Below are 18586 nucleotides of genomic sequence, written 5' to 3'. Positions count from 1 at the left end.
TCGTTGTCACGACGTGAGCACGACACCACCTGTTCTCGCCGCAGAGCTGGCAGGGGCGTGGGCCGACATTCAGCGGCACCACCCCGAGCTGCCGGACCTTGCCGCGCCCGAGTCCCTGATCGGAGAGTCGTCGTCCGCCTGCGGGCACGAACTCTCCTTCGAGCGACTGCTTCACGAGGCAGTCCACGGCATCGCCGCCGCCCGAGGTGTCCGCGACACCTCGCGCGCCGGCCGGTACCACAACCGCAGATTCCTCGCGATCGCGGAGGAGCTGGGCCTCGACCACCCCGAGGAGCCGCATCCCAGCAGCGGCTTCTCGCTGGTCACGCTCAACCCCGAAGCGAAGCGCCGCTACCGCCCGACGATCGAGCGGCTGCAGCGCGCCCTCAAGGCGCACACCGCCGCGACCGCCGCCGACACCGCCCGCAGCTTCCGGGGCCCGGCCGCCCGGCACGGCTCGTCCGGCGGGGGCGTCCGCGTCAAGGCGGTCTGCGACTGCGGGCGCAACGTCCGCGTCGTCCCGTCCGTCCTGGCGCAGGCTCCGATCGTGTGCGGGGGGTGCGGCAAACCCTTCCGGATCCCGGAGGTCGTGGGCGCCGCGGCCGGCTGAGGCCCCGTCCGCGCAGACGTGCCGCACGGGGCGGCGCGGGCGGGCGCGGGAAGCGTCCATCGGCGCCGGGTCACGGTCGGCTCCAGCGGCGAGCGGCGGCATCTCGTGGATGCCGGTCGCACGGTCGGGGCCGATTCACCCCCGGCGCTTGGCGCAGGGTGCCTGCGCGGTGTGGGCGGGGACCCTCCTGGGCCGGCGCCCGGTGAGGCGTGCGCGACGCCCGGCTGCGGCAGGGAAGCGCCGGGCCGGGCCGAGGCGTGGGCGGGACACCCCGGCCGGTGAGGGGTGCTGTCGGGATGTGGCACAATGGACAGCTGTACTCGACAGCCGCACAGGACCCCTCTCTCCTCCGGCTGACGCGTCCATCGGGCACTCGGGTACCGCAACCCCACGCGGCAATCTCGCCGTGCCCAACCACGTCATAGACCAGGAGACACCACTTCCGTGGCAGTCAAGATCAAGCTGAAGCGTCTGGGCAAGATCCGTTCGCCTCACTACCGCATCGTCGTCGCCGACTCCCGTACCCGCCGTGACGGCCGGGCCATCGAGGAGATCGGCCTGTACCACCCGGTGCAGAACCCCTCGCGCATCGAGGTCGACTCCGAGCGTGCGCAGTACTGGCTGGGTGTCGGCGCGCAGCCGACCGAGCCCGTGCTCGCCATCCTCAAGCTGACCGGTGACTGGCAGAAGTACAAGGGCGAGCCCGCCCCGGCGCCGCTGCTCGTCGCCGAGCCGAAGGCCACCCGCCCCGTCTTCGACGCCCTCGGTGGCGAAGACGAGAGCAAGGGTGAAGCCATCACCCAGAAGAAGAAGGCTGAGAAGAAGGACGACGCCGCGGCCGAGTCCTCTTCGTCTGAGTCGACCGAGGCCTGAGCATGCTCGAGGAGGCTCTCGAGCACCTCGTCAAAGGCATCGTCGACAACCCCGACGATGTGCAGGTCGCCTCGCGTGACCTGCGCCGCGGGCGCGTGCTCGAGGTCCGGGTCCACCCGGACGACCTCGGCAAGGTGATCGGCCGCAACGGCCGCACCGCGCGCGCACTGCGCACCGTCGTGGGCGCCATCGGCGGCCGTGGTGTCCGCGTCGACCTCGTCGACGTGGACCACGTCCGCTGACGCAGGACAGCACCGGCTCGGGCCGGGGAGGGCCGATCCGGCCGTCCCCGGCCCGTAGTCGTCCACGGCCCCCGTGACCGCGGGCGGACGGCCGGTCGAAGCACACGCCGCAGGCACACGACAGGAGATCGAAAGAAGTGCAGCTGGTAGTCGCTCGCGTCGGCCGCGCCCACGGCATCAAGGGCGAGGTCACCGTCGAGGTACGCACCGACGAGCCGGAACTCAGGCTGGCACCGGGCGCCGTCCTGGCCACAGACCCCGCCGCCACCGGTCCGCTGACCATCGAGACGGGCCGGGTGCACAGCGGCCGTCTGCTGCTGCGTTTCGAGGGCGTACGCGACCGGAACGCCGCCGAGGCGCTGCGCAACACCCTCCTCATCGCCGACGTCGACCCGGACGAGAAGCCCGAGGACCCGGACGAGTACTACGACCACCAGCTCATGGACCTGGACGTCGTGACCGCGGACGGCGCCGAGGTCGGGCGGATCACCGAGATCTCGCATCTGCCCTCCCAGGACCTGTTCGTCGTGGAGCGGCCCGACGGCACCGAGGTGCTGATCCCGTTCGTCGAGGAGATCGTCACCGAGATCGACCTGGCGGAGCAGCGGGCCGTCATCGACCCGCCGCCGGGGCTCATCGACGACCGCGCCGAGATCGCCTCGCCGAGGGACGCCGCCGAAGAGGGCGCCGCCCCGGACGAAGCGGACGGCACGCCCGGAGCGGGCACGTCCGGGGAAGACGCCTGATGCGGCTCGACGTCGTCACGATCTTCCCGGAGTACCTCGAACCCCTGAACGTCTCGCTCGTCGGCAAGGCACGCGCGCGTGGACAGCTGAACGTGCACGTGCACGATCTCCGCGAGTGGACGTACGACCGGCACAACACGGTCGACGACACCCCGTACGGCGGCGGCCCCGGCATGGTCATGAAGACCGGACCCTGGGGCGACGCCCTGGACTCCGTCCTGGCCGACGGGTACGAGACGGGTTCGCACGGGCCCGTCCTGGTCGTGCCCACCCCGAGCGGACGCCCCTTCACCCAGGAACTCGCCGTCGAGCTCTCCGAGCGGCCCTGGCTTGTCTTCACGCCCGCCCGCTACGAGGGCATCGACCGCCGCGTCATCGACGAGTACGCCACCCGCATGCCCGTCCACGAGGTCTCCATCGGCGACTACGTGCTGGCCGGCGGCGAAGCGGCCGTCCTCGTCGTCACCGAGGCCGTGGCCCGGCTGCTGCCCGGCGTCCTCGGCAACGCCGAGTCCCACCGGGACGACTCCTTCGCCCCCGGAGCCATGGCCAACCTCCTGGAGGGGCCCGTCTACACGAAGCCGCCCGAGTGGCGCGGCCGGGACATCCCCGACGTGCTGGTCAGCGGTCACCACGGCAAAATCGCCCGCTGGCGCCGGGACGAGGCCCTGCGCCGTACGGCCGCGAACCGGCCCGACCTCATCGAGCGCTGCGCTCCCTCGGCCTTCGACAAGAAGGACCGCGAGATGCTCTCCATCCTGGGCTGGGCACCGGACCCGGACGGCGAGCGGTACGGCCGATTTTGGCGCAGGCCCCACGCCGTGGAAGAATAGGCCGCTGCTGTACGTCGTCCGGCGCGCGCCCCTGCCACAGGGGGACACGACGCCCGCCCCGATGCGGCAGCCCACCTTCTGGAAATCAACGCCCGTTGATGACCTGTGGCATCAACGAAGAAAGCAGACGACATGTCCCACCTGCTCGACTCCGTCGACAGCGCCTCGCTGCGCACCGACATCCCGGCCTTCCGCCCGGGTGACACCGTCAACGTCCACGTCCGCGTCATCGAGGGCAACCGCTCCCGTGTGCAGCAGTTCAAGGGCGTAGTCATCCGCCGCCAGGGCGCCGGTGTCCGCGAGACCTTCACGGTCCGCAAGGTCTCCTTCTCCGTCGGCGTCGAGCGCACGTTCCCGGTGCACACCCCGATCGTCGAGAAGATCGAGCTCGTCACCCGCGGTGCCGTGCGCCGCGCCAAGCTGTACTACCTCCGTGAGCTGCGCGGCAAGGCCGCGAAGATCAAGGAGAAGCGCGACAACTGAGCTCGCGCACGGGGTCACGGAGGAGCCGGATAGCATCTGGCTCCGATGGACACCGAAGCACAGCCCGTGGAGCGCGACCGCTCCTCCCGCCCCCGTGAGTCCGAGGAGATCTCGGACACCGGAGGCCCGGAGGGGCGGTCGCGTTCTGCGTTGGCGGACCGGGTCGCCGACCGGCTCCCCGGCGGGCGGATCACCCTCACCCTGCTCGTCTGCCTGCTCTTCCTGCCGCTCCTCAGCACCTTCGTGATGCAGCCGTTCCAGATTCCGAGCAGTTCCATGGAGCGGGGATTGAGGATCGGGGACCGCGTTCTCGTAAATAAGTTGGCGTACCGTTTTGGTGCCGAGCCGCAGCGCGGCGATGTCGTCGTGTTCGACGGCACCGGCTACTTCGGAGATGCCGACTACGTGAAGCGCGTCGTCGGGGTGGGCGGTGACCACGTGGTCTGCTGCGACAAGGAGGGCAGGGTGGAGGTGAACGGCCGGTCGGTCGACGAGTCGGCGTTCCTCCATCCGGGGGACCACCCGTCCGACGCCCCCTTCAATGTCGTCGTGCCCGACAGCACCCTCTTTCTGCTGGGCGACCACCGCGGCGACTCCAGCGATTCCCGCGACCATCTGGGCTCACCGGGCGGCGGCATGATCCCGGTCGGCCACGTGATCGGCCGCGCCGACTGGATCGCCTGGCCCGCCGGCCACTGGACCCGGCTGGAGCGCCCCGGCGCCTACGCGCGCGTGCCCGCCGCGGGCGGTGCCCGTGGGTAACCGAGGGCGCCCGCGCGGCGCCCCCAGCACCGCCGCCGACAACCTGCTGCCCACCGGACTGCGGCGGGCGGGCGGCGCCGCACGCCCCGGCCGCGCCGAGCGCCGCAAGCTCGCCCGCAAGGTCAAGCGGCGCAGGCGCCGCTCGGCCGTCAAGGAGATCCCGCTCCTCGTCGGAGTGGCGGTCCTCATCGCCCTCGTCCTGAAGACGTTCCTGGTGCAGGCGTTCGTGATCCCGTCGGGCTCCATGGAGAACACGATCCAGATCGGCGACCGGGTCCTCGTCGACAAGTTCACCCCCTGGTTCGGCTCCAGGCCCCAGCGCGGTGACGTCGTCGTCTTCAAGGACCCGGGCAACTGGCTGGAAGGGGAGCAGACCGCCAAGAAGGACGACCCCGTCGTCGTCAAGCAGGTCAAGGAAGGGCTCACCTTCATCGGGCTGCTGCCCTCCGACAACGACCGGGACCTGATCAAGCGGGTCGTCGCGGTCGGCGGCGACACCGTCAAGTGCTGCGACACGCAGGGCCGGGTGACCGTCAACGGGACCCCGCTCGACGAGCCGTACATCCACCCGGACAACAAGCCCTCGGCGTTCGCCTTCCAGACCACTGTGCCGCAGGGCCGCCTCTGGGTGATGGGCGACCACCGCGCCAACTCCGCCGACTCCCGCTACCACCGCTCCGAGAGATACGGCGGCACCGTCTCCGAGAAGTCCGTCGTGGGACGGGCCATGGTCATCGCCTGGCCCGTCGGCCACTGGACCCGGCTCGAGGAGCCGGACACATACGCCTCCGTGCCGACTCGGTCGACCACCGCTCTCGGCCCGTCGCATAGGGTGGCCCCCGCGGATCGATACGGATTGATCCCGCTCCCGAGCCCTGCGGAACTCCCGCTCGTTATGGGAGTGGTGGGCCTGCGCCGGATGCGACGCGGGCGGCGGCACGGAGTGAGGAGTGGATGTGGGGGACTTGGCGGTCGGCGCACGATCCGGACACGAGGGCCCGGAGGAGCGACCGGAGCGGCCCGGCGACACGGCTTCCCCGGCAGACGACGCCGCAGGCTCCGGGAGTGAGTCCGCGGACGGCGGCGGTACCCACGGGCGCGGCGAGCAGGACGGCGGTGCCGACGGACGGGGCCGGTCCAGGAAGCAGCGCTCGTTCTGGAAGGAGCTTCCCCTCCTCATCGGCATCGCGCTGGTGCTCGCCCTGCTGATCAAGACCTTCCTGGTGCAGGCGTTCTCGATTCCCTCGGACTCGATGCAGAACACGCTCCAGCAGGGCGACCGGGTGCTGGTCGACAAGCTGACCCCCTGGTTCGGCTCCGAGCCCGAGCGCGGCGAGGTCGTCGTCTTCCACGACCCCGACAAGTGGCTGGCGGGCGAGCCGACGCCGAACCCGAACGCGGTGCAGAAGGCCCTGAGCTGGGTCGGCCTGATGCCCTCGGCCGAGGAGAAGGACCTGATCAAGCGGGTCGTCGGGGTCGCAGGCGACACCATCGAGTGCAAGGGCAGCGGCCCGCTCAAGGTGAACGGCAAGGCGCTGAACGAGGCGTCGTACGTCTACGCGGGGAACACCCCGTGCAGCGTCGACGACCAGGGCGGCCAGTTCAAGGTGACGGTGCCCAAGGGCAAAATCTGGGTCATGGGCGACCACCGGCAGAACTCGCTGGACTCCCGCTACCACCAGCAGGACACGAACAAGGGATTCGTGCCCGTCGGCAACGTGGTGGGCCGCGCCATCGTCATCGCCTGGCCGCCCACCCGCTGGGACACCCTGCCCGTTCCCGACACCTTCGACCAGAACCTGAGCGCGGTCGCCCCGGGTGCCCTCGGGCTCGCCGGTGCCGCTCCGCTGGTGCTGTGGCGCCGCCGCCGTCTCACCATGGCCGGCACCAGGGTTTCTGGGCACGGTACCGCCGGGTAGGGTGCCGTCCCAGATCGCCGATCTTCCACGGCCCGCGCCCGGGCCGCGAGATCGATTCTCCGCGTTGGGGGAGCACTGGGATGAGCAGCACGACACACCGCACGGACGAGGGTCACGGACGGCTCGGCAACACACTGTCGGGACTGGCCGTGGCCCTCGGCTGTGTGCTCTTCCTCGGAGGATTCGTCTGGGGAGCGATCGTCTACCAGCCGTACACCGTGCCGACCGACTCGATGACGCCGACCATCGCGGCCGGTGACCGCGTCCTGGCCGAGCGGGTCGACGGCGACGAGATCGAGCGCGGCGACGTCGTCGTCTTCAAGCAGAAGACCTGGGGCGACATGCCCATGGTCAAGCGGGTCGTGGCGGTCGGCGGTGACACGGTCGCCTGCTGCACCGACGACAGGCTGACGGTCAACGGCAAGCAGATCGACGAACCGTATCTGCCCAAGGGCCAGGCCGCCGAGTCGAAGAGGATACCGACCATCAAGGTCCCCGAGGGGCGCCTGTTCCTGCTCGGTGACGAGCGCAGCGGCTCCCTGGACTCCACGGCCCACCTGACCGAGGCCTTCAGCGGCACGGTGCCGCGCAGCGCGGTGAAGGGGCGCGTGGACTCCGTGGTCTGGCCCATGGACGGCATGCTGGAGCGCCCCACCGGCTTCGAGGCCCTCGGCGGCATCTCCTCGCCCGGTCCGCTGCGACTCGTGCTCGCCGCGGTGGTGGCCGGTGCGGTCCTCGTCCTCGGCGGCGCCGCCTACGGCCCGATCGCCAAGCGCGCCGGCCGGCGCGGCCGGGTCCGGACGGAGCCGGCCGGTGCCCGCTGACACGTCGTACGGCGGACCGGCGGAGGACTCGCGCGAGGACGGGCTGCGCAAGGTCGCCCGGGTGGTGCTCCTCGACCCGCAGGAGCGCATTCTGCTGCTGCACGGCCATGAGCCCGGTGACCCCGCCGACGACTGGTGGTTCACGCCGGGCGGTGGTCTGGAGGGCGCGGAGACACGCGAGGAGGCCGCTCTGCGGGAACTCGCGGAGGAGACCGGCATCACCGAGGTCGAACTGGGACCGGTGCTCTGGCAGCGGCGGTGTTCCTTCCCGTTCGCGGGACGCCGCTGGGACCAGGACGAGTGGTACTTCCTGGCCCGTACGAGCCAGACGGAGACCGTCCCGGGCGGGCTGACGGAACTGGAACGGCGCAGTGTCGCCGGAGCACGCTGGTGGACGTGCCGGGAACTGACCGAGGCGCATGAGACGGTGTATCCGACCAGACTCGCCGGGCTGCTGCGCAGGCTGCTCGACGAAGGTCCCCCGGCCAGTCCAGAGGTCCTCGACACCGAAATCGTCTAGGGGCTCGCGGGGCTGGCGCACAATGGGGGGACGCACGGCTGAAGGGGAACATGCCATGAGCGCCGAGGACCTCGAAAAGTACGAGACCGAGATGGAGCTGAAGCTCTACCGGGAGTACCGAGATGTCGTCGGTCTGTTCAAATACGTGATCGAGACCGAACGGCGCTTCTACCTCACCAACGACTACGAGATGCAGGTGCACTCGGTCCAGGGTGAGGTCTTCTTTGAGGTGTCCATGGCGGATGCCTGGGTGTGGGACATGTACCGGCCCGCCCGGTTCGTGAAGCAGGTACGGGTCCTCACCTTCAAGGACGTGAACATCGAAGAGCTGAACAAGAGCGACCTGGAGCTGCCGGGCGGCTGATCCGGGTGAGCGGTCGGCGGGGGGCGCCGGGGGTCGCCGGGGGTCGCGGTGGAGCTGTTGGGACCAGGCAGGCGCGGTGGCCGGTGACCGGTGGCGGCCGGCTCGGTGGCCGCCGGGCCGGGCTCGGTGACCGGGCGCTCGGTGACCCGTGACCGGTGGCCGCTGGGACCGATGGGGCGCCGGTGAGGACGGCGAACGCTCCACGGCTCCCTCGTGCGAGTGACGGAGTTTTCCACAATCGAGCGGTCGTCCACCAAGATCCAACAGCGGGCGGCCGGGGCCGCAATGTTGGCGCCGGAGGTGGTGCCGACATGAACGCACAGACGGCACGCAGTGCACTCGGCAGGTACGGCGAGGACCTGGCCGCGCGGCGGCTGGCCGAGACCGGGATGACGGTCCTGGCGCGCAACTGGCGCGCCGGCCGGACCGGCGAGCTCGACATCGTGGCCCGGGACGGCGACGCGCTCGTCGTCTGCGAGGTCAAGACCCGCCGGGCGGGGGACTTCGAGCACCCGATGGCGGCCGTGACACCGGTGAAGGCGCAGCGGCTGAGGAGCCTGGCCGAGCGCTGGGTCCAGGAGCACGGCGGGGCGCCACCCGGCGGCGTCCGCATCGACCTCGTGGGCGTCCTGCTGCCCCGGCGCGGCGCACCCGTCGTGGAGCATGCGCGGGGGGTGGCCTGATGGCTTTCGCGCGTACGTGTGCGGTGGCCCTGGTCGGTGTCGAGGGCGTCGTCGTCGAGGTCCAGGCCGACCTCGAACCGGGCGTCGCCGCCTTCACCCTGGTCGGCCTCCCCGACAAGAGCCTCACCGAGAGCCGGGACCGGGTGCGGGCGGCCGTGGTGAACTCGGGCGGGGCGTGGCCGCAGAAGAAGCTGACGGTCGGCCTGAGCCCGGCGTCCGTCCCCAAGGGCGGCTCGGGATTCGATCTGGCCGTCGCCTGCGCGGTGCTCGGCGCTGCCGAGCGGATCGATCCCCGGGTGCTTTCGGACATCGTGATGATCGGCGAGCTGGGACTCGATGGGCGAGTGCGGCCGGTCCGCGGTGTGCTGCCCGCGGTCCTCGCCGCAGCGAACGCGGGGTACGAGCAGGTGGTCGTTCCGGAGTGCGCGGCGGCCGAGGCCTCCCTGGTCCCCGGGATCTCCGTGCTCGGGGTCCGCAGCTTGCGCCAGCTCGTCGCCGTCCTCACCGACGAGCCGGTCCCCGAGGAGGATCCGGACGAGCAGGGCCGCCCGGATCCGCTGCTGGCCGGCCTGCGGGTGCCCGGCACGGGCGAGGCCACCGGCCTGTGCGGCACCGCAGTGCCGGAGCACGACCAGGGCCATGACCTGGCCGACGTGGTCGGCCAGATGTCGGCACGCACCGCGATGGAGGTCGCGGCCGCCGGCGGCCACCACGTCTTCCTCCAGGGCCCGCCCGGCGCGGGCAAGACGATGCTGGCCGAGCGGATGCCCGCGATCCTCCCGCGCCTCGGCAGGCAGGAGTCCCTGGAAGTGACGGCCATCCACTCGGTCGCAGGACTGCTTCCCCCGGGCAAACCGATGGTGGACGTCCCGCCCTACTGCGCGCCCCATCACTCCGCGACCATGCAGTCGCTCGTCGGCGGAGGGAAGGGGCTGGCCCGGCCCGGCGCGGTCTCGCTGTCCCACCGGGGAGTGCTCTTCCTCGACTTTTCCGGCCAAGGACGTCCGCTGAGGGGCTGTGACCTGCGACTGAACATAGCGAACATGTCCGGGATGTCGGCGTGGAACTCAGGGTTTGTAGCTCCATCGAGTGATCGGCAAGTTCTCGTCGAGCGACCTCTGCGCCGTGGGTCCAGCGCGAAGCGCTGGACCCACGGGTTCTCGGAGCCGGTCAGATGGCCGCGGCGTCTGCCCCTTGCGGCTCTCGGAGGCCGAGGGCTGTCTCCAGGGTGTCGGCGTGGAAGCAGAGGGCCGCGCTGTATGTCTCGGCGGCGGGGTGGAGACCGAAGAAGTCCGCGATCGCGTCGGCGGTGGTCTCGTCGCACTCGTCGAGGAACCGTTCGAGCTCACGCAGCAGCGTGGCCAGGTTCGCGGCCTGCTGCCGGTCGACGGAGATCTGCTGGGCCAGGGTGGGGTCGGTGGTCATGTCGCGTCCTGGTTCTGTTCGGTGAGCTGGACTTCGAGGTCGGCGATGCGTTTGTCGGCGAAGCGGACGTTCTCGCGGGCGGCGGTCAGCTTGCTGGTCAGGGACTTGTGCTGGGCGGACAGCTCGCGGACCTGCTTCTTCAGGGCGCCGTTGTCGGTGATGATCCGGGTGATGTCCTCCTGGCTCCATTCGGTCTGGAGGTCCCGGATCTGCCCGAGGAGATCGGCGATCTGCTCGCGCTGGGCCAAGATCTCGGCGTGGGCACTCTTGAGGGCGGCTTCCGTGTTCAGGGCCCGCTCGCGCCAAGACGCCTCGATTTCCGCCTGCTCGGTGACGCGGTCCTGGACGCGTCGCCCCGCGGCCTGGCTCATCGCCTCGGTGACCAGACTGCGGGCGTCGGCATGCTCATAGAGGAACGTGCGCGACACGTCCGCGGCCCGGGCGACAGAGGCCATGGTGATCGGAGTCCCGGCCTTGATCATCTGATCGAGCGTGTCCTTGATCCGGGCCAGGCCGTCTTCGGTCTTCTTCCGGCGGGCCTCGAGGGCTTGGGCCGTGCGGGCAGCCGGAACCGTGGGGGCGGTCATTCGGTGTCCTCGGTGAGGTCGGAGGTGTCGTCGTGAGGTTCGGTGCCGGCGAGATCGCTGGCCCGGAAGGCGAGGCTCCAGAGGCGGTGGAAGTAGTCCTGGGGCCTGCGCAGATCCAGGGCCAGGGCGTCCTCGAGCAGGCCGAGGCTGGCCAGTGCCTTCTCCAAGCCGTCGATCGCGCGGGCGGTGGGCTCGAAGAGTTCGTGCAGGTAGTCGGCGGTCTTGTCGTCTTGGGCTCGTTCGGCCATGGTTCGCCACTGTTCGGCCTTGCGGCGCCAGTAGAGGAGGTCGGCGCCGGACATGACGAACTTGTCGCAGTTGTGGCAGTCGAGGTTCCAGGGGCAGGCGTCGCCGCGGACCACGGGCTGGAAGGTGCAGAAGCCGCCTTCGGCCGGGGTGCTGCCGCGGGCCAGATCCAGGGCCATCGCCTCGGCTTCGGCCTTGGTCATCTCCTGGTCGGGGACGACGAGGAGTTTTCCGGGCTCGGCGGCGCCGGGCCCGGCGACCCAGAGACGTTCCAGGAAGTCGTCGACCTCGGAGGATGCGACCTTTGCGTAGTGCTCGGCCATCCGCTGGGAGACCTGGCCGAGGTATTTCTTGATGTGGTGCAGGCCGGCGCCGTGCTTGAGGAGGTTGGTGGCCAGAGTGTGACGGGCCTGGTGGGGGACCCAGGCGCCGATGTCGAGGTCCTCGAGCCAGCCGCTGAAGCCGGTGTGGAAGAACGTGTACGAAATCGAGACCGTGCCCTTCGGGTTGCGGTTTCGGGACGGGAACAGCGCCAGTCCGGCCCGTTCCTTGGGAGTGGGAGGGCGTCCGAAGCGGTCCTCGAACCGGTTGAGGGTGATCTGCTGTCGTTTCTGCAGCCGCAGGTAGAGCGTCTCGGGGATGCGGATCCCCTCGTCGAGGTTGCCCACCTTCGTCTGGTCGTGCCAGAGGAAGGGGACCCGGCGGTGAATCTCCACGCAATCGAGCCGAAGTTTCAGGACCTCCGAGCAACGGCGGCCGGTGAACACCAAGGCCTCCCAGGCGTCCCGCACTCCGTGATCGTTCGGGTCGTAGCGGCTCGCCAGATGCTGCAGGTTCGTCGGGTCGGCCAGGGCCCGGGCAACGGGATCGGGGAACGGACGGCGAGACTTCGCCTTGGGGGTGTTGCCGGTGGGCATCGCGACGATGAACTTCCGCGAGAGCCCGATCTCCTCGGCCCGGCCGGTGTCCAGGGCCCAGCGCAGGACCGCCCGTCCGTGGTTGAGGACGAAGCGGCCGGTGTGCTCGGTGACCTTGCTGGGCTTGCCGTCGGGGCCGAGGACGATCAGCGACGGCAGACCCTCGCGGATCCGCTTGTTGTAGTCGGCGACGAAGCGCCGCATGTACTCCTCGCCGAGCAGGCGGGGATCGTGTCCGCCCTCAGGGGAGGCGATCTCCAAGAACGCGCTCAGTTCGGTGCAGGCCCGACGGTCGTGGTCGACGGGACCAGTGCTGCGAGGGCCCTTGGGCGACTCCAGCCGGTCGGCGATGTGGTCCCAGAGCAAATCCCGCAGCCACCGCTGCGAAACAGCGGTGAGATCGAAGTTGCTGTGCCGCTGCGGGAAGCGGACGCCGAAGTGCTCGGTCTCGATGTAGCCGGCCTCCTTCGTCTCCCCGGGGGTGAAGTAGACGATCCTCAGCTCGGTCAGGGCCTCGTGGAGGATGAACCGTTTGCGCGAGTCCAGCTGCATGCGTTCGTCGGCCATCTCGGTCAGCGAGCCGACGCGGCGGTCGCGGACCAGGTTGACCAGCTGCTGGACCCACCAGGTCGGCCAGTAGGTGTGGGCGGCCCGCTGGGTGTGGGCGAACAGCGTCCACTGGAACTCGGCCCGCAGCAGCGGCGGCAGCCCCTGAAGGTTGATCGTGCCCACCCGCGAGACGGGATGAGCACCCTGGCACCAGCGGCGGAACGCGCCCTCGTCCTCGTAGAGGATCGGGACAGGCTTGCCGATCATCTCGAAGCGGTTGAACCACTTCGTCGGGCGCTCGGCGCCGCCGGGGCGGCCGTCCGCCTGGTAGCGGGTCTCATGGACCCAGCACAAGCCCATCGGGCTGCTGGACAGCGACTGGCAGGAGGCGACGATGCAGTCGCCGTAGCCGTGGAACGACTCGGTCTGCGTCGCGAGCCAGTCCTCGAAGACCAGCCCGGGCCGGGTGGCCGAGGCCTTCTTCCAGCGGCCGTTGTGGGCCAGACACAGCCTCAACCCATGGTGGCGGGCAGGCCGTTCGGGACAGATCCGGCAGACCGGGGGCTCGCCCAGCCGGTCGTAGAACTTCGCGGGCTTGGCGTCCCGCAGGAAGGCGCGACGGGTGAGCTGGGGGTTCTCCCGGCGGCCCCGGTCCCACTCCATCTTGTGCGGGTGGCACAGATCGCGGGCGTTGGTGCGGGAGTGGTCGCAGCCCTCGACCCGGCAGTGCCAGCCGAACACCGGATGGTCGGCAGGGACCTTGATCAGGGCCTCGCGGAAGAGCGGCTCGACGTGCGGGCCGCCGAGCAGGGCCGTCAGCACTTCCAGGCGGTCGCGGGTCTCCCGGCGCCTGGTCGGGTCGGCGACGGAGTGCAGAGGAAGAAGGACGTCACTCACTGCATCTCACCCCACGTGGCCATCAGTGCGGCGCTGAAGTCGGGGTCGTTGACGTCGACATGAGCGTAGATCTCCTCGACCGTCTCGGTCGAAGCCCAGCCGCCCGCGTCCCGGACGATGACCAGGTTGCCGTCCGCGGCGTCGAGGACGGCGTTCGCCCACGTGTGCCGGAACATGTGCGGGCGGATCAGGCCCAGCCCGGCCCGGCGCCCGGCCCGCTTGAGCATCTTGCGGGCCCCCTCCGGCGCCCAGGGCAGGCCGCGATTCCGGCCGTGCTGCTGGACCAGCAGCATCCCGTGGGCGGCGCCGCGCGGGTACTCGGCCATCATGTAGTCGAAGTAGGCGTGGATCATCGCCGGGCTGACCCGCTTGATCAGCCCGCCGCTGACCACCTGGCCGTCGAATTCCCACGGCCACTTCGTCTTCGCGCGGGCGTCGGTGACCAGCCCGTCGCGGTGACAGACATGGGCGTGCGGGGCCCGGCACTCGCCGCAGGCGGCGTCCTCGCGCAGGTGCAGGTCGGCCAGGTGGAGACCGCACAACTCGCCGATGCGGAAGCCGCCGTCGCTCAGCCACTCGACGACGACCCGGTCGCGAGCCGAGTTCACCTCCTCCAGCAGCACCTCGCGGGCGCCGTCCGGCAGCATCTTCTTGTGCCGGCGCTTCTCCTCCTTCGGCGCGATCGGGTTCGCGTCCATGCTTCGCTTGAGGTGCCCGAGCAGGGCACGGTCCTTGTCCCGCTGCGTCGGCATCCGCTTCAGGTTGAGCTCCTGGGCGAGCGCGGTATTGATGCCGAGCTCGGCAAGCCGCAGGTAGAAGCCCTTCAAGCAGGCGGCCGCCCCGCGCAGAGCAGAGTTCTCATAGGGCCGCTTGCCCACCCGCCACGGGGCGCCGTACGGCATCGGGATCTTCGCCCCGACGGCCCCCATGTACCGCTTGAGGTCGCGGAAGACCACGGTCTCGGGCGTCAGACCCTCATGCTCCAGCCACCGCAGATGATCGACGAGCAGGTACGCGTACGTCCTGTCCGAGCCCATGCCCGCGTACTTCGACAGGTACCAGTCGGCCCCGGTATGCAGGCCGCTCGACGAGTCGAAGATGGTGTACGAGCAGCGGCCGTCCCTGTGCCGCACCTTCTGCACCCTGAGCTGACCGAGCGCCAGTCTCTGTGCCACGTGACCTCCATGCCGACTGTGCTGACATCGCGAACATCGCGACGCCGGTCGGCAAACGAGGTCGTGATGTCCCCGGTCACGGCCCCAGGCGGACATCACGAACAGCACTCTGGTAGGCGGGAAAACTCGACGAGGCGCCCGAATTCAGCGGCTTCGTGCTCGACGCACTGCGTCAGCCTCTCGAGGCGGGGTACGTCGTGATCGCCCGGAGCGCGGGCGTGGTGCGCTTCCCCGCGAAGTTCCTGATGGTGCTCGCCGCCAACCCCTGCCCCTGCGGGCGCTTCACCGTGGGGAACGATCACTGCGAGTGCCCTCCCTCCGCCATCCGCCGCTATCAGGCCAGACTTTCCGGACCGCTGCTCGACCGGGTGGACCTGCGGGTCGAGGTCGAGGCGGTGACCCGTTCCGAGCTGACGGCGCGCGGCGCCCGGGGCGAGACGACACGGGCCGTGGCCGACCGGGTGCGGGCGGCCCGCGAGCGCTCGGCGGCGCGCCTGGCCGGGACACCCTGGCACACCAACAGCGAGGTGCCGGGACGCGAGCTGCGCGGCCGGTGGCAGGCCGTGTCGGGAGCCATGGACGAGGCCGAGCGAGGGCTGGAGCGCGGAGTCCTGACCGCCCGCGGCCTGGACCGGGTCCTCCGCGTGGCCTGGACCGTGGCCGATCTCTCGGGCCACGACCGGCCCGACGCGGGCGATGTCGCCCTGGCACTGCAGCTGCGCACCGGCGTCCCCCGGGGCGTGCCCATGATGATCTGCGCCCGGTCATGACGGACGACGACCGCCTGGCCCGCGTCGCCCTCTCCCGGATCGTCGAACCGGGAGACGAGGCGGGCGGGCGCTGGGTGCGGGAGTTCGGGGCCGTGGAGGTGGCCCGCCGGCTGACGGCGGGAGGGGAGCCGCTGCCGGGCGTCACACGGACACGGTGGGAAGGGCTGCGGGGCCGCGCCGCCCGCGTGCGCCCCGAGCGGGATCTGGAGCGGGCGCGGGAGGCGGGAGTGAGGTACGTCTGTCCGGGTGACGGCGAGTGGCCCGCGCAGCTCGACGACCTCGGTGACGCCCGCCCCACAGGACTGTGGGTGCGCGGCATGCCTCACCTGCGGATATGGGCGCTGAGGTCCGTCGCCGTCGTGGGCGCCCGTGCCTGCACCGAGTACGGGGCGCATATGGCGGCCACCCTCGGCGCGGGCCTCGCGGAGCGGGGCTGGGTGGTCGTCTCGGGCGGTGCCTACGGGGTGGACGGCGCCGCGCACCGGGGCGCACTGGGGGCGGGCGGCGCCACCATCGCCGTGCTGGCCTGCGGCGTCGACCGTCCCTACCCGCGCGGGCACACCCGGCTGATCAGCCGCATCGCGGAACAGGGCCTGGTCGTGGGGGAGTTGCCGCCCGGCGATCATCCGACCCCCAGCAGATTCATTCTCCGGAACAGGGTCATCGCCGCGCTCACCCGGGGCACCGTGGTCGTCGAGGCGGCCTACCGCAGCGGCGCGCTGGTCACGGCACGCTCGGCGCAGCGGCTCGGCCGGTTCACGATGGGGGTGCCGGGGCCCGCCACCAGCGGTCTCTCGGCCGGTGTGCACGAACTCCTGCGCGGTGAGGCGGTCCTGGTCTCCGACGCCGGAGAAGTGGTCGAGCTGGTCGGTGACATGGGGGAGCTGGCCCCGGACCGGCGCGGACCGGTGCTCCCGCGCGATCTGCTGGACCCCGCGGCCGGACGCGTGCTGTCCGCGCTGCCGGGCCGGGGTACCGCCACGGCGGACCGGATCGCGCGCGGGGCGGGGACCACGCAGGACGACGCGGTCGGGAGACTGTACGAACTCCGAGCACTTGGTTTCGTCGAACGACACGGCGACGGCTGGAAGTTGACACGCCAGGCGATGATCTCCGTTCACGAGGGTCACGGTCGGTGTTGACCGGACGCGTTCGGCCGTCCGGGCGACCCCCGACAGCCCTGGCAATGCGCCTAGTTGACGCATCTCGGCGGTGACGCAGTGCGACGGGCCCGGTTCCGGCGACGCGGGGATCGCCCGGCTTCGCGTGCGGGTGATCCCGGGCCCTTCGCTCACTGCGACAGCTCAGTCACGCTACGCTCACGAGGATCCCCACGCAGACAGGCACATTCGACATCGGACCGACAGCTCCCCCACGCACACCCAGTTCACGGCAGAACGGCACAAGGCGACGAATGCCTCAGCACATCTCCGGGTCTGACCGGGCGGCAGTTCCCCCCGCCGCCCGCGGCAGCGTGCGCCCGCCCGCACCCTCGACGCTCGACGAGCTGTGGCGGTCGTACAAGGCGACCGGGGACGAGCGGCTGCGGGAGCAGCTCATCCTGCACTACTCGCCCCTGGTGAAGTACGTGGCGGGGCGGGTCAGCGTGGGGCTGCCGGCCAACGTGGAGCAGGCGGACTTCGTCTCGTCCGGGGTGTTCGGGCTGATCGACGCGATCGAGAAGTTCGACATCGAGCGGGAGATCAAGTTCGAGACGTACGCGATCACGCGGATCCGGGGCGCGATGATCGACGAGTTGCGGGCGCTGGACTGGATCCCGCGGTCGGTGCGGCAGAAGGCGCGCAGCGTGGAGCGGGCCTACGCGACCCTGGAGGCCCAGCTCAGACGGACGCCTTCCGAGGGCGAGGTCGCCTCGGAGATGGGCATCGCCGTCGAGGAACTCCACGCGGTCTTCAGTCAGTTGTCGCTGGCGAACGTGGTCGCACTGGAGGAGCTGCTGCATGTCGGGGGTGAGGGCGGCGGCCGGCTCAGCCTCATGGACACCCTGGAGGACACCGCCGCCGACGACCCCGTGGAGGTCGCCGAGGACCGGGAGCTGCGGCGGTTTCTGGCCAGGGCGATCAACACCCTGCCCGACCGCGAGAAGACCGTGGTCACCCTCTACTACTACGAGGGGCTCACGCTCGCCGAGATCGGCAATGTGCTCGGGGTGACCGAGAGCCGGGTGAGTCAGATCCACACGAAGTCCGTTCTCCAGCTCCGCGCGAAGCTCGCGAGTTTCGGCCGCTGACGCGACTGCCGATGTGCCGAGGGTCCGGGAAGCGTGCCTGTCCCGGTCCGGGGTGGTGTCCCCCCCGGGGTGCAGCACTCCGGGCCACGCGTGACGGCACCCGCGCCGCACGACAGCGGCACCTCACGTCCCACGCGCCCGGCACCCGCGCCGCACGGCCGTTGGCCGGCCGGGTGGGCGGAGTGGCTCCCGTCCTCGGCGGTCCGTCCGTAAAGTGGTTGACGTGCCAAGGATTCGAGCGGCCTCCGTGGCCGAGCACCGGTCGATGCAGCGAGCCGCCCTCCTGGACGCGGCGCGGACCCTGCTGTCCGAGGGCGGGACGGAGGCGCTGACCTTCCCGGCCCTCGCCGAGCGGACAGGGCTGGCCCGGTCCTCCGTCTACGAGTACTTCCGGTCCCGGGCGGCTGTCGTCCAGGAGCTCTGCGAGGTCGACTTTCCCGTCTGGGCGGCCGAGGTCGAGGGGGCGATGGCCGCGGCGGGCGGGCCCGAGGGCAAGGTCGAGGCGTACGTCCGGCAGCAGCTGGCCCTCGTCGGGGACCGGCGCCACCGCGCCGTGGTCGCCATCTCCGCGAGCGAGCTGGACGCGGGTGCCCGCGAGAAGATCCGCGCGGCGCACGGCGGGCTCGTCGCGATGATCGTGGAGGCACTGCGGGCCATGGGGCATGCGGAGCCGAGACTCGCGGCGATGCTGCTCCAGGGGATCGTGGACGCCGCGGTGCGCCGGATCGAGCTCGGCGCGGCCGAGGAACCCGGGGCGATCACGGACGCGGCCGTGGGGATGGCCCTGCGGGGCGTGCGCGGCTGACGCGGCCGTGCCGGCGCGGGCGCGGGCGCCGGAGGTGGCGTTCCTGCTCCTGGCCGCGTGGGGTTCCCACCGAGGGGAGCGGTCGTCGCATGCCCGCGGATGTCT

The 18586-nt window shown here is 71.0% G+C and carries 20 protein-coding genes and 2 pseudogenes; 18 read left to right on the top strand and 4 right to left on the bottom strand.

The annotated features are described in order from the left end of the window. Window positions 1-13: 13 nt before the first annotated feature. From AC069T_RS09330 to AC069T_RS09265, 14 genes and pseudogenes are all read left to right on the top strand, one after another. On the top strand, window positions 14-610 hold the full coding sequence (locus tag AC069T_RS09330) for a hypothetical protein (protein ID WP_355867905.1): 597 nt from the start codon (window positions 14-16) through the stop codon (window positions 608-610). 444 nt (window positions 611-1054) lie between these two features. Continuing rightward, on the top strand, window positions 1055-1483 hold the full coding sequence (gene rpsP / locus AC069T_RS09325) for a 30S ribosomal protein S16 (RefSeq protein ID WP_358855362.1): 429 nt from the start codon (window positions 1055-1057) through the stop codon (window positions 1481-1483). 2 nt (window positions 1484-1485) lie between these two features. Continuing rightward, the gene (locus AC069T_RS09320; RefSeq protein WP_005479813.1) at window positions 1486-1725 is read left to right on the top strand and encodes an RNA-binding protein; all 240 of its coding nucleotides are present in this window, start codon (window positions 1486-1488) and stop codon (window positions 1723-1725) included. Window positions 1726-1862: 137 nt separating this feature from the next. After that, window positions 1863-2471, top strand: a complete 609-nt coding sequence (rimM, locus tag AC069T_RS09315; protein ID WP_478782154.1) for a ribosome maturation factor RimM — start codon at window positions 1863-1865, stop codon at window positions 2469-2471. Then, window positions 2471-3304 (top strand): tRNA (guanosine(37)-N1)-methyltransferase TrmD, encoded by an 834-nt coding sequence (trmD, locus tag AC069T_RS09310; RefSeq protein WP_478782153.1) that lies wholly within the window; start codon window positions 2471-2473, stop codon window positions 3302-3304. Before rimM ends, trmD begins: the two co-directional genes overlap by 1 nt. 132 nt (window positions 3305-3436) lie before the next feature. Beyond that, window positions 3437-3787 carry a 50S ribosomal protein L19 gene (gene rplS, locus AC069T_RS09305; protein ID WP_358855365.1) on the top strand — a complete coding sequence of 117 codons (351 nt, stop codon included), beginning with the start codon at window positions 3437-3439 and terminating at the stop codon, window positions 3785-3787. Between the two features lie 45 nt (window positions 3788-3832). After that, window positions 3833-4549 (top strand): signal peptidase I, encoded by a 717-nt coding sequence (gene lepB / locus AC069T_RS09300; RefSeq protein WP_478782152.1) that lies wholly within the window; start codon window positions 3833-3835, stop codon window positions 4547-4549. Further along, window positions 4542-5618: a signal peptidase I gene (gene lepB, locus AC069T_RS09295; protein WP_478782151.1), complete on the top strand. Its 1077-nt coding sequence runs from the start codon at window positions 4542-4544 to the stop codon at window positions 5616-5618. Before lepB (AC069T_RS09300) ends, lepB (AC069T_RS09295) begins: the two co-directional genes overlap by 8 nt. Further along, on the top strand, window positions 5506-6468 hold the full coding sequence (gene lepB / locus AC069T_RS09290) for a signal peptidase I (RefSeq protein ID WP_478782150.1): 963 nt from the start codon (window positions 5506-5508) through the stop codon (window positions 6466-6468). The genes lepB (AC069T_RS09295) and lepB (AC069T_RS09290) overlap by 113 nt, the downstream gene beginning before the upstream one ends. Window positions 6469-6548: 80 nt before the next feature. After that, window positions 6549-7292: a signal peptidase I gene (lepB, locus tag AC069T_RS09285; RefSeq protein ID WP_478782149.1), complete on the top strand. Its 744-nt coding sequence runs from the start codon at window positions 6549-6551 to the stop codon at window positions 7290-7292. After that, complete coding sequence (locus AC069T_RS09280; protein WP_478782148.1) at window positions 7282-7812, top strand: NUDIX hydrolase; 531 nt, start codon at window positions 7282-7284, stop codon at window positions 7810-7812. The genes lepB (AC069T_RS09285) and AC069T_RS09280 overlap by 11 nt, the downstream gene beginning before the upstream one ends. 55 nt (window positions 7813-7867) lie before the next feature. Beyond that, window positions 7868-8176 carry a DUF2469 domain-containing protein gene (locus tag AC069T_RS09275; protein WP_003965949.1) on the top strand — a complete coding sequence of 103 codons (309 nt, stop codon included), beginning with the start codon at window positions 7868-7870 and terminating at the stop codon, window positions 8174-8176. Window positions 8177-8487: 311 nt separating this feature from the next. After that, complete coding sequence (locus tag AC069T_RS09270) at window positions 8488-8859, top strand: YraN family protein (RefSeq protein WP_478782147.1); 372 nt, start codon at window positions 8488-8490, stop codon at window positions 8857-8859. Next, window positions 8859-9857: pseudogene (locus AC069T_RS09265) on the top strand (YifB family Mg chelatase-like AAA ATPase); the annotation flags it as partial. The gene AC069T_RS09270 and the pseudogene AC069T_RS09265, both read left to right, overlap by 1 nt. A gap of 172 nt (window positions 9858-10029) precedes the next feature. On the opposite strand, the gene AC069T_RS09260 reads toward AC069T_RS09265, so the two are convergent. Genes AC069T_RS09260 through AC069T_RS09245 form a run of 4 tightly spaced genes read right to left on the bottom strand, consistent with a single transcriptional unit; the run spans window position 10030 to window position 14655 of the window. Next, complete coding sequence (locus tag AC069T_RS09260) at window positions 10030-10284, bottom strand: hypothetical protein (protein WP_478782146.1); 255 nt, start codon at window positions 10282-10284, stop codon at window positions 10030-10032. Continuing rightward, entirely contained in the window at window positions 10281-10871 is a 591-nt protein-coding gene (locus AC069T_RS09255) for a DUF6262 family protein (RefSeq protein ID WP_478782145.1), read from the bottom strand. Before AC069T_RS09255 ends, AC069T_RS09260 begins: the two co-directional genes overlap by 4 nt. Beyond that, the gene (locus tag AC069T_RS09250) at window positions 10868-13480 is read right to left on the bottom strand and encodes a tyrosine-type recombinase/integrase (RefSeq protein ID WP_478782144.1); all 2613 of its coding nucleotides are present in this window, start codon (window positions 13478-13480) and stop codon (window positions 10868-10870) included. Before AC069T_RS09250 ends, AC069T_RS09255 begins: the two co-directional genes overlap by 4 nt. After that, window positions 13477-14655: a tyrosine-type recombinase/integrase gene (locus AC069T_RS09245; RefSeq protein WP_478782143.1), complete on the bottom strand. Its 1179-nt coding sequence runs from the start codon at window positions 14653-14655 to the stop codon at window positions 13477-13479. The genes AC069T_RS09250 and AC069T_RS09245 overlap by 4 nt, the downstream gene beginning before the upstream one ends. Before the next feature lie 125 nt (window positions 14656-14780). On the opposite strand from AC069T_RS09245, the pseudogene AC069T_RS09240 reads away from it, so the two are divergent. The 4 genes and pseudogenes from AC069T_RS09240 to AC069T_RS09225 all read left to right on the top strand — a co-directional run. Then, window positions 14781-15425, top strand: a pseudogene (locus tag AC069T_RS09240) (ATP-binding protein); the annotation flags it as partial. Further along, window positions 15422-16567, top strand: a complete 1146-nt coding sequence (gene dprA, locus AC069T_RS09235; RefSeq protein WP_478782142.1) for a DNA-processing protein DprA — start codon at window positions 15422-15424, stop codon at window positions 16565-16567. The pseudogene AC069T_RS09240 and the gene dprA, both read left to right, overlap by 4 nt. 272 nt (window positions 16568-16839) lie before the next feature. Then, entirely contained in the window at window positions 16840-17676 is an 837-nt protein-coding gene (gene whiG, locus AC069T_RS09230; RefSeq protein WP_478782141.1) for an RNA polymerase sigma factor WhiG, read from the top strand. 247 nt (window positions 17677-17923) lie between these two features. Continuing rightward, window positions 17924-18481, top strand: a complete 558-nt coding sequence (locus AC069T_RS09225) for a TetR/AcrR family transcriptional regulator (protein ID WP_358855379.1) — start codon at window positions 17924-17926, stop codon at window positions 18479-18481. The last annotated feature ends 105 nt before the right edge of the window (window positions 18482-18586 follow it).

It is taken from the genome of Streptomyces sp. NPDC043867 (assembly GCF_056435845.1).
This window is presented reverse-complemented; position numbering and strand designations above follow the sequence as displayed.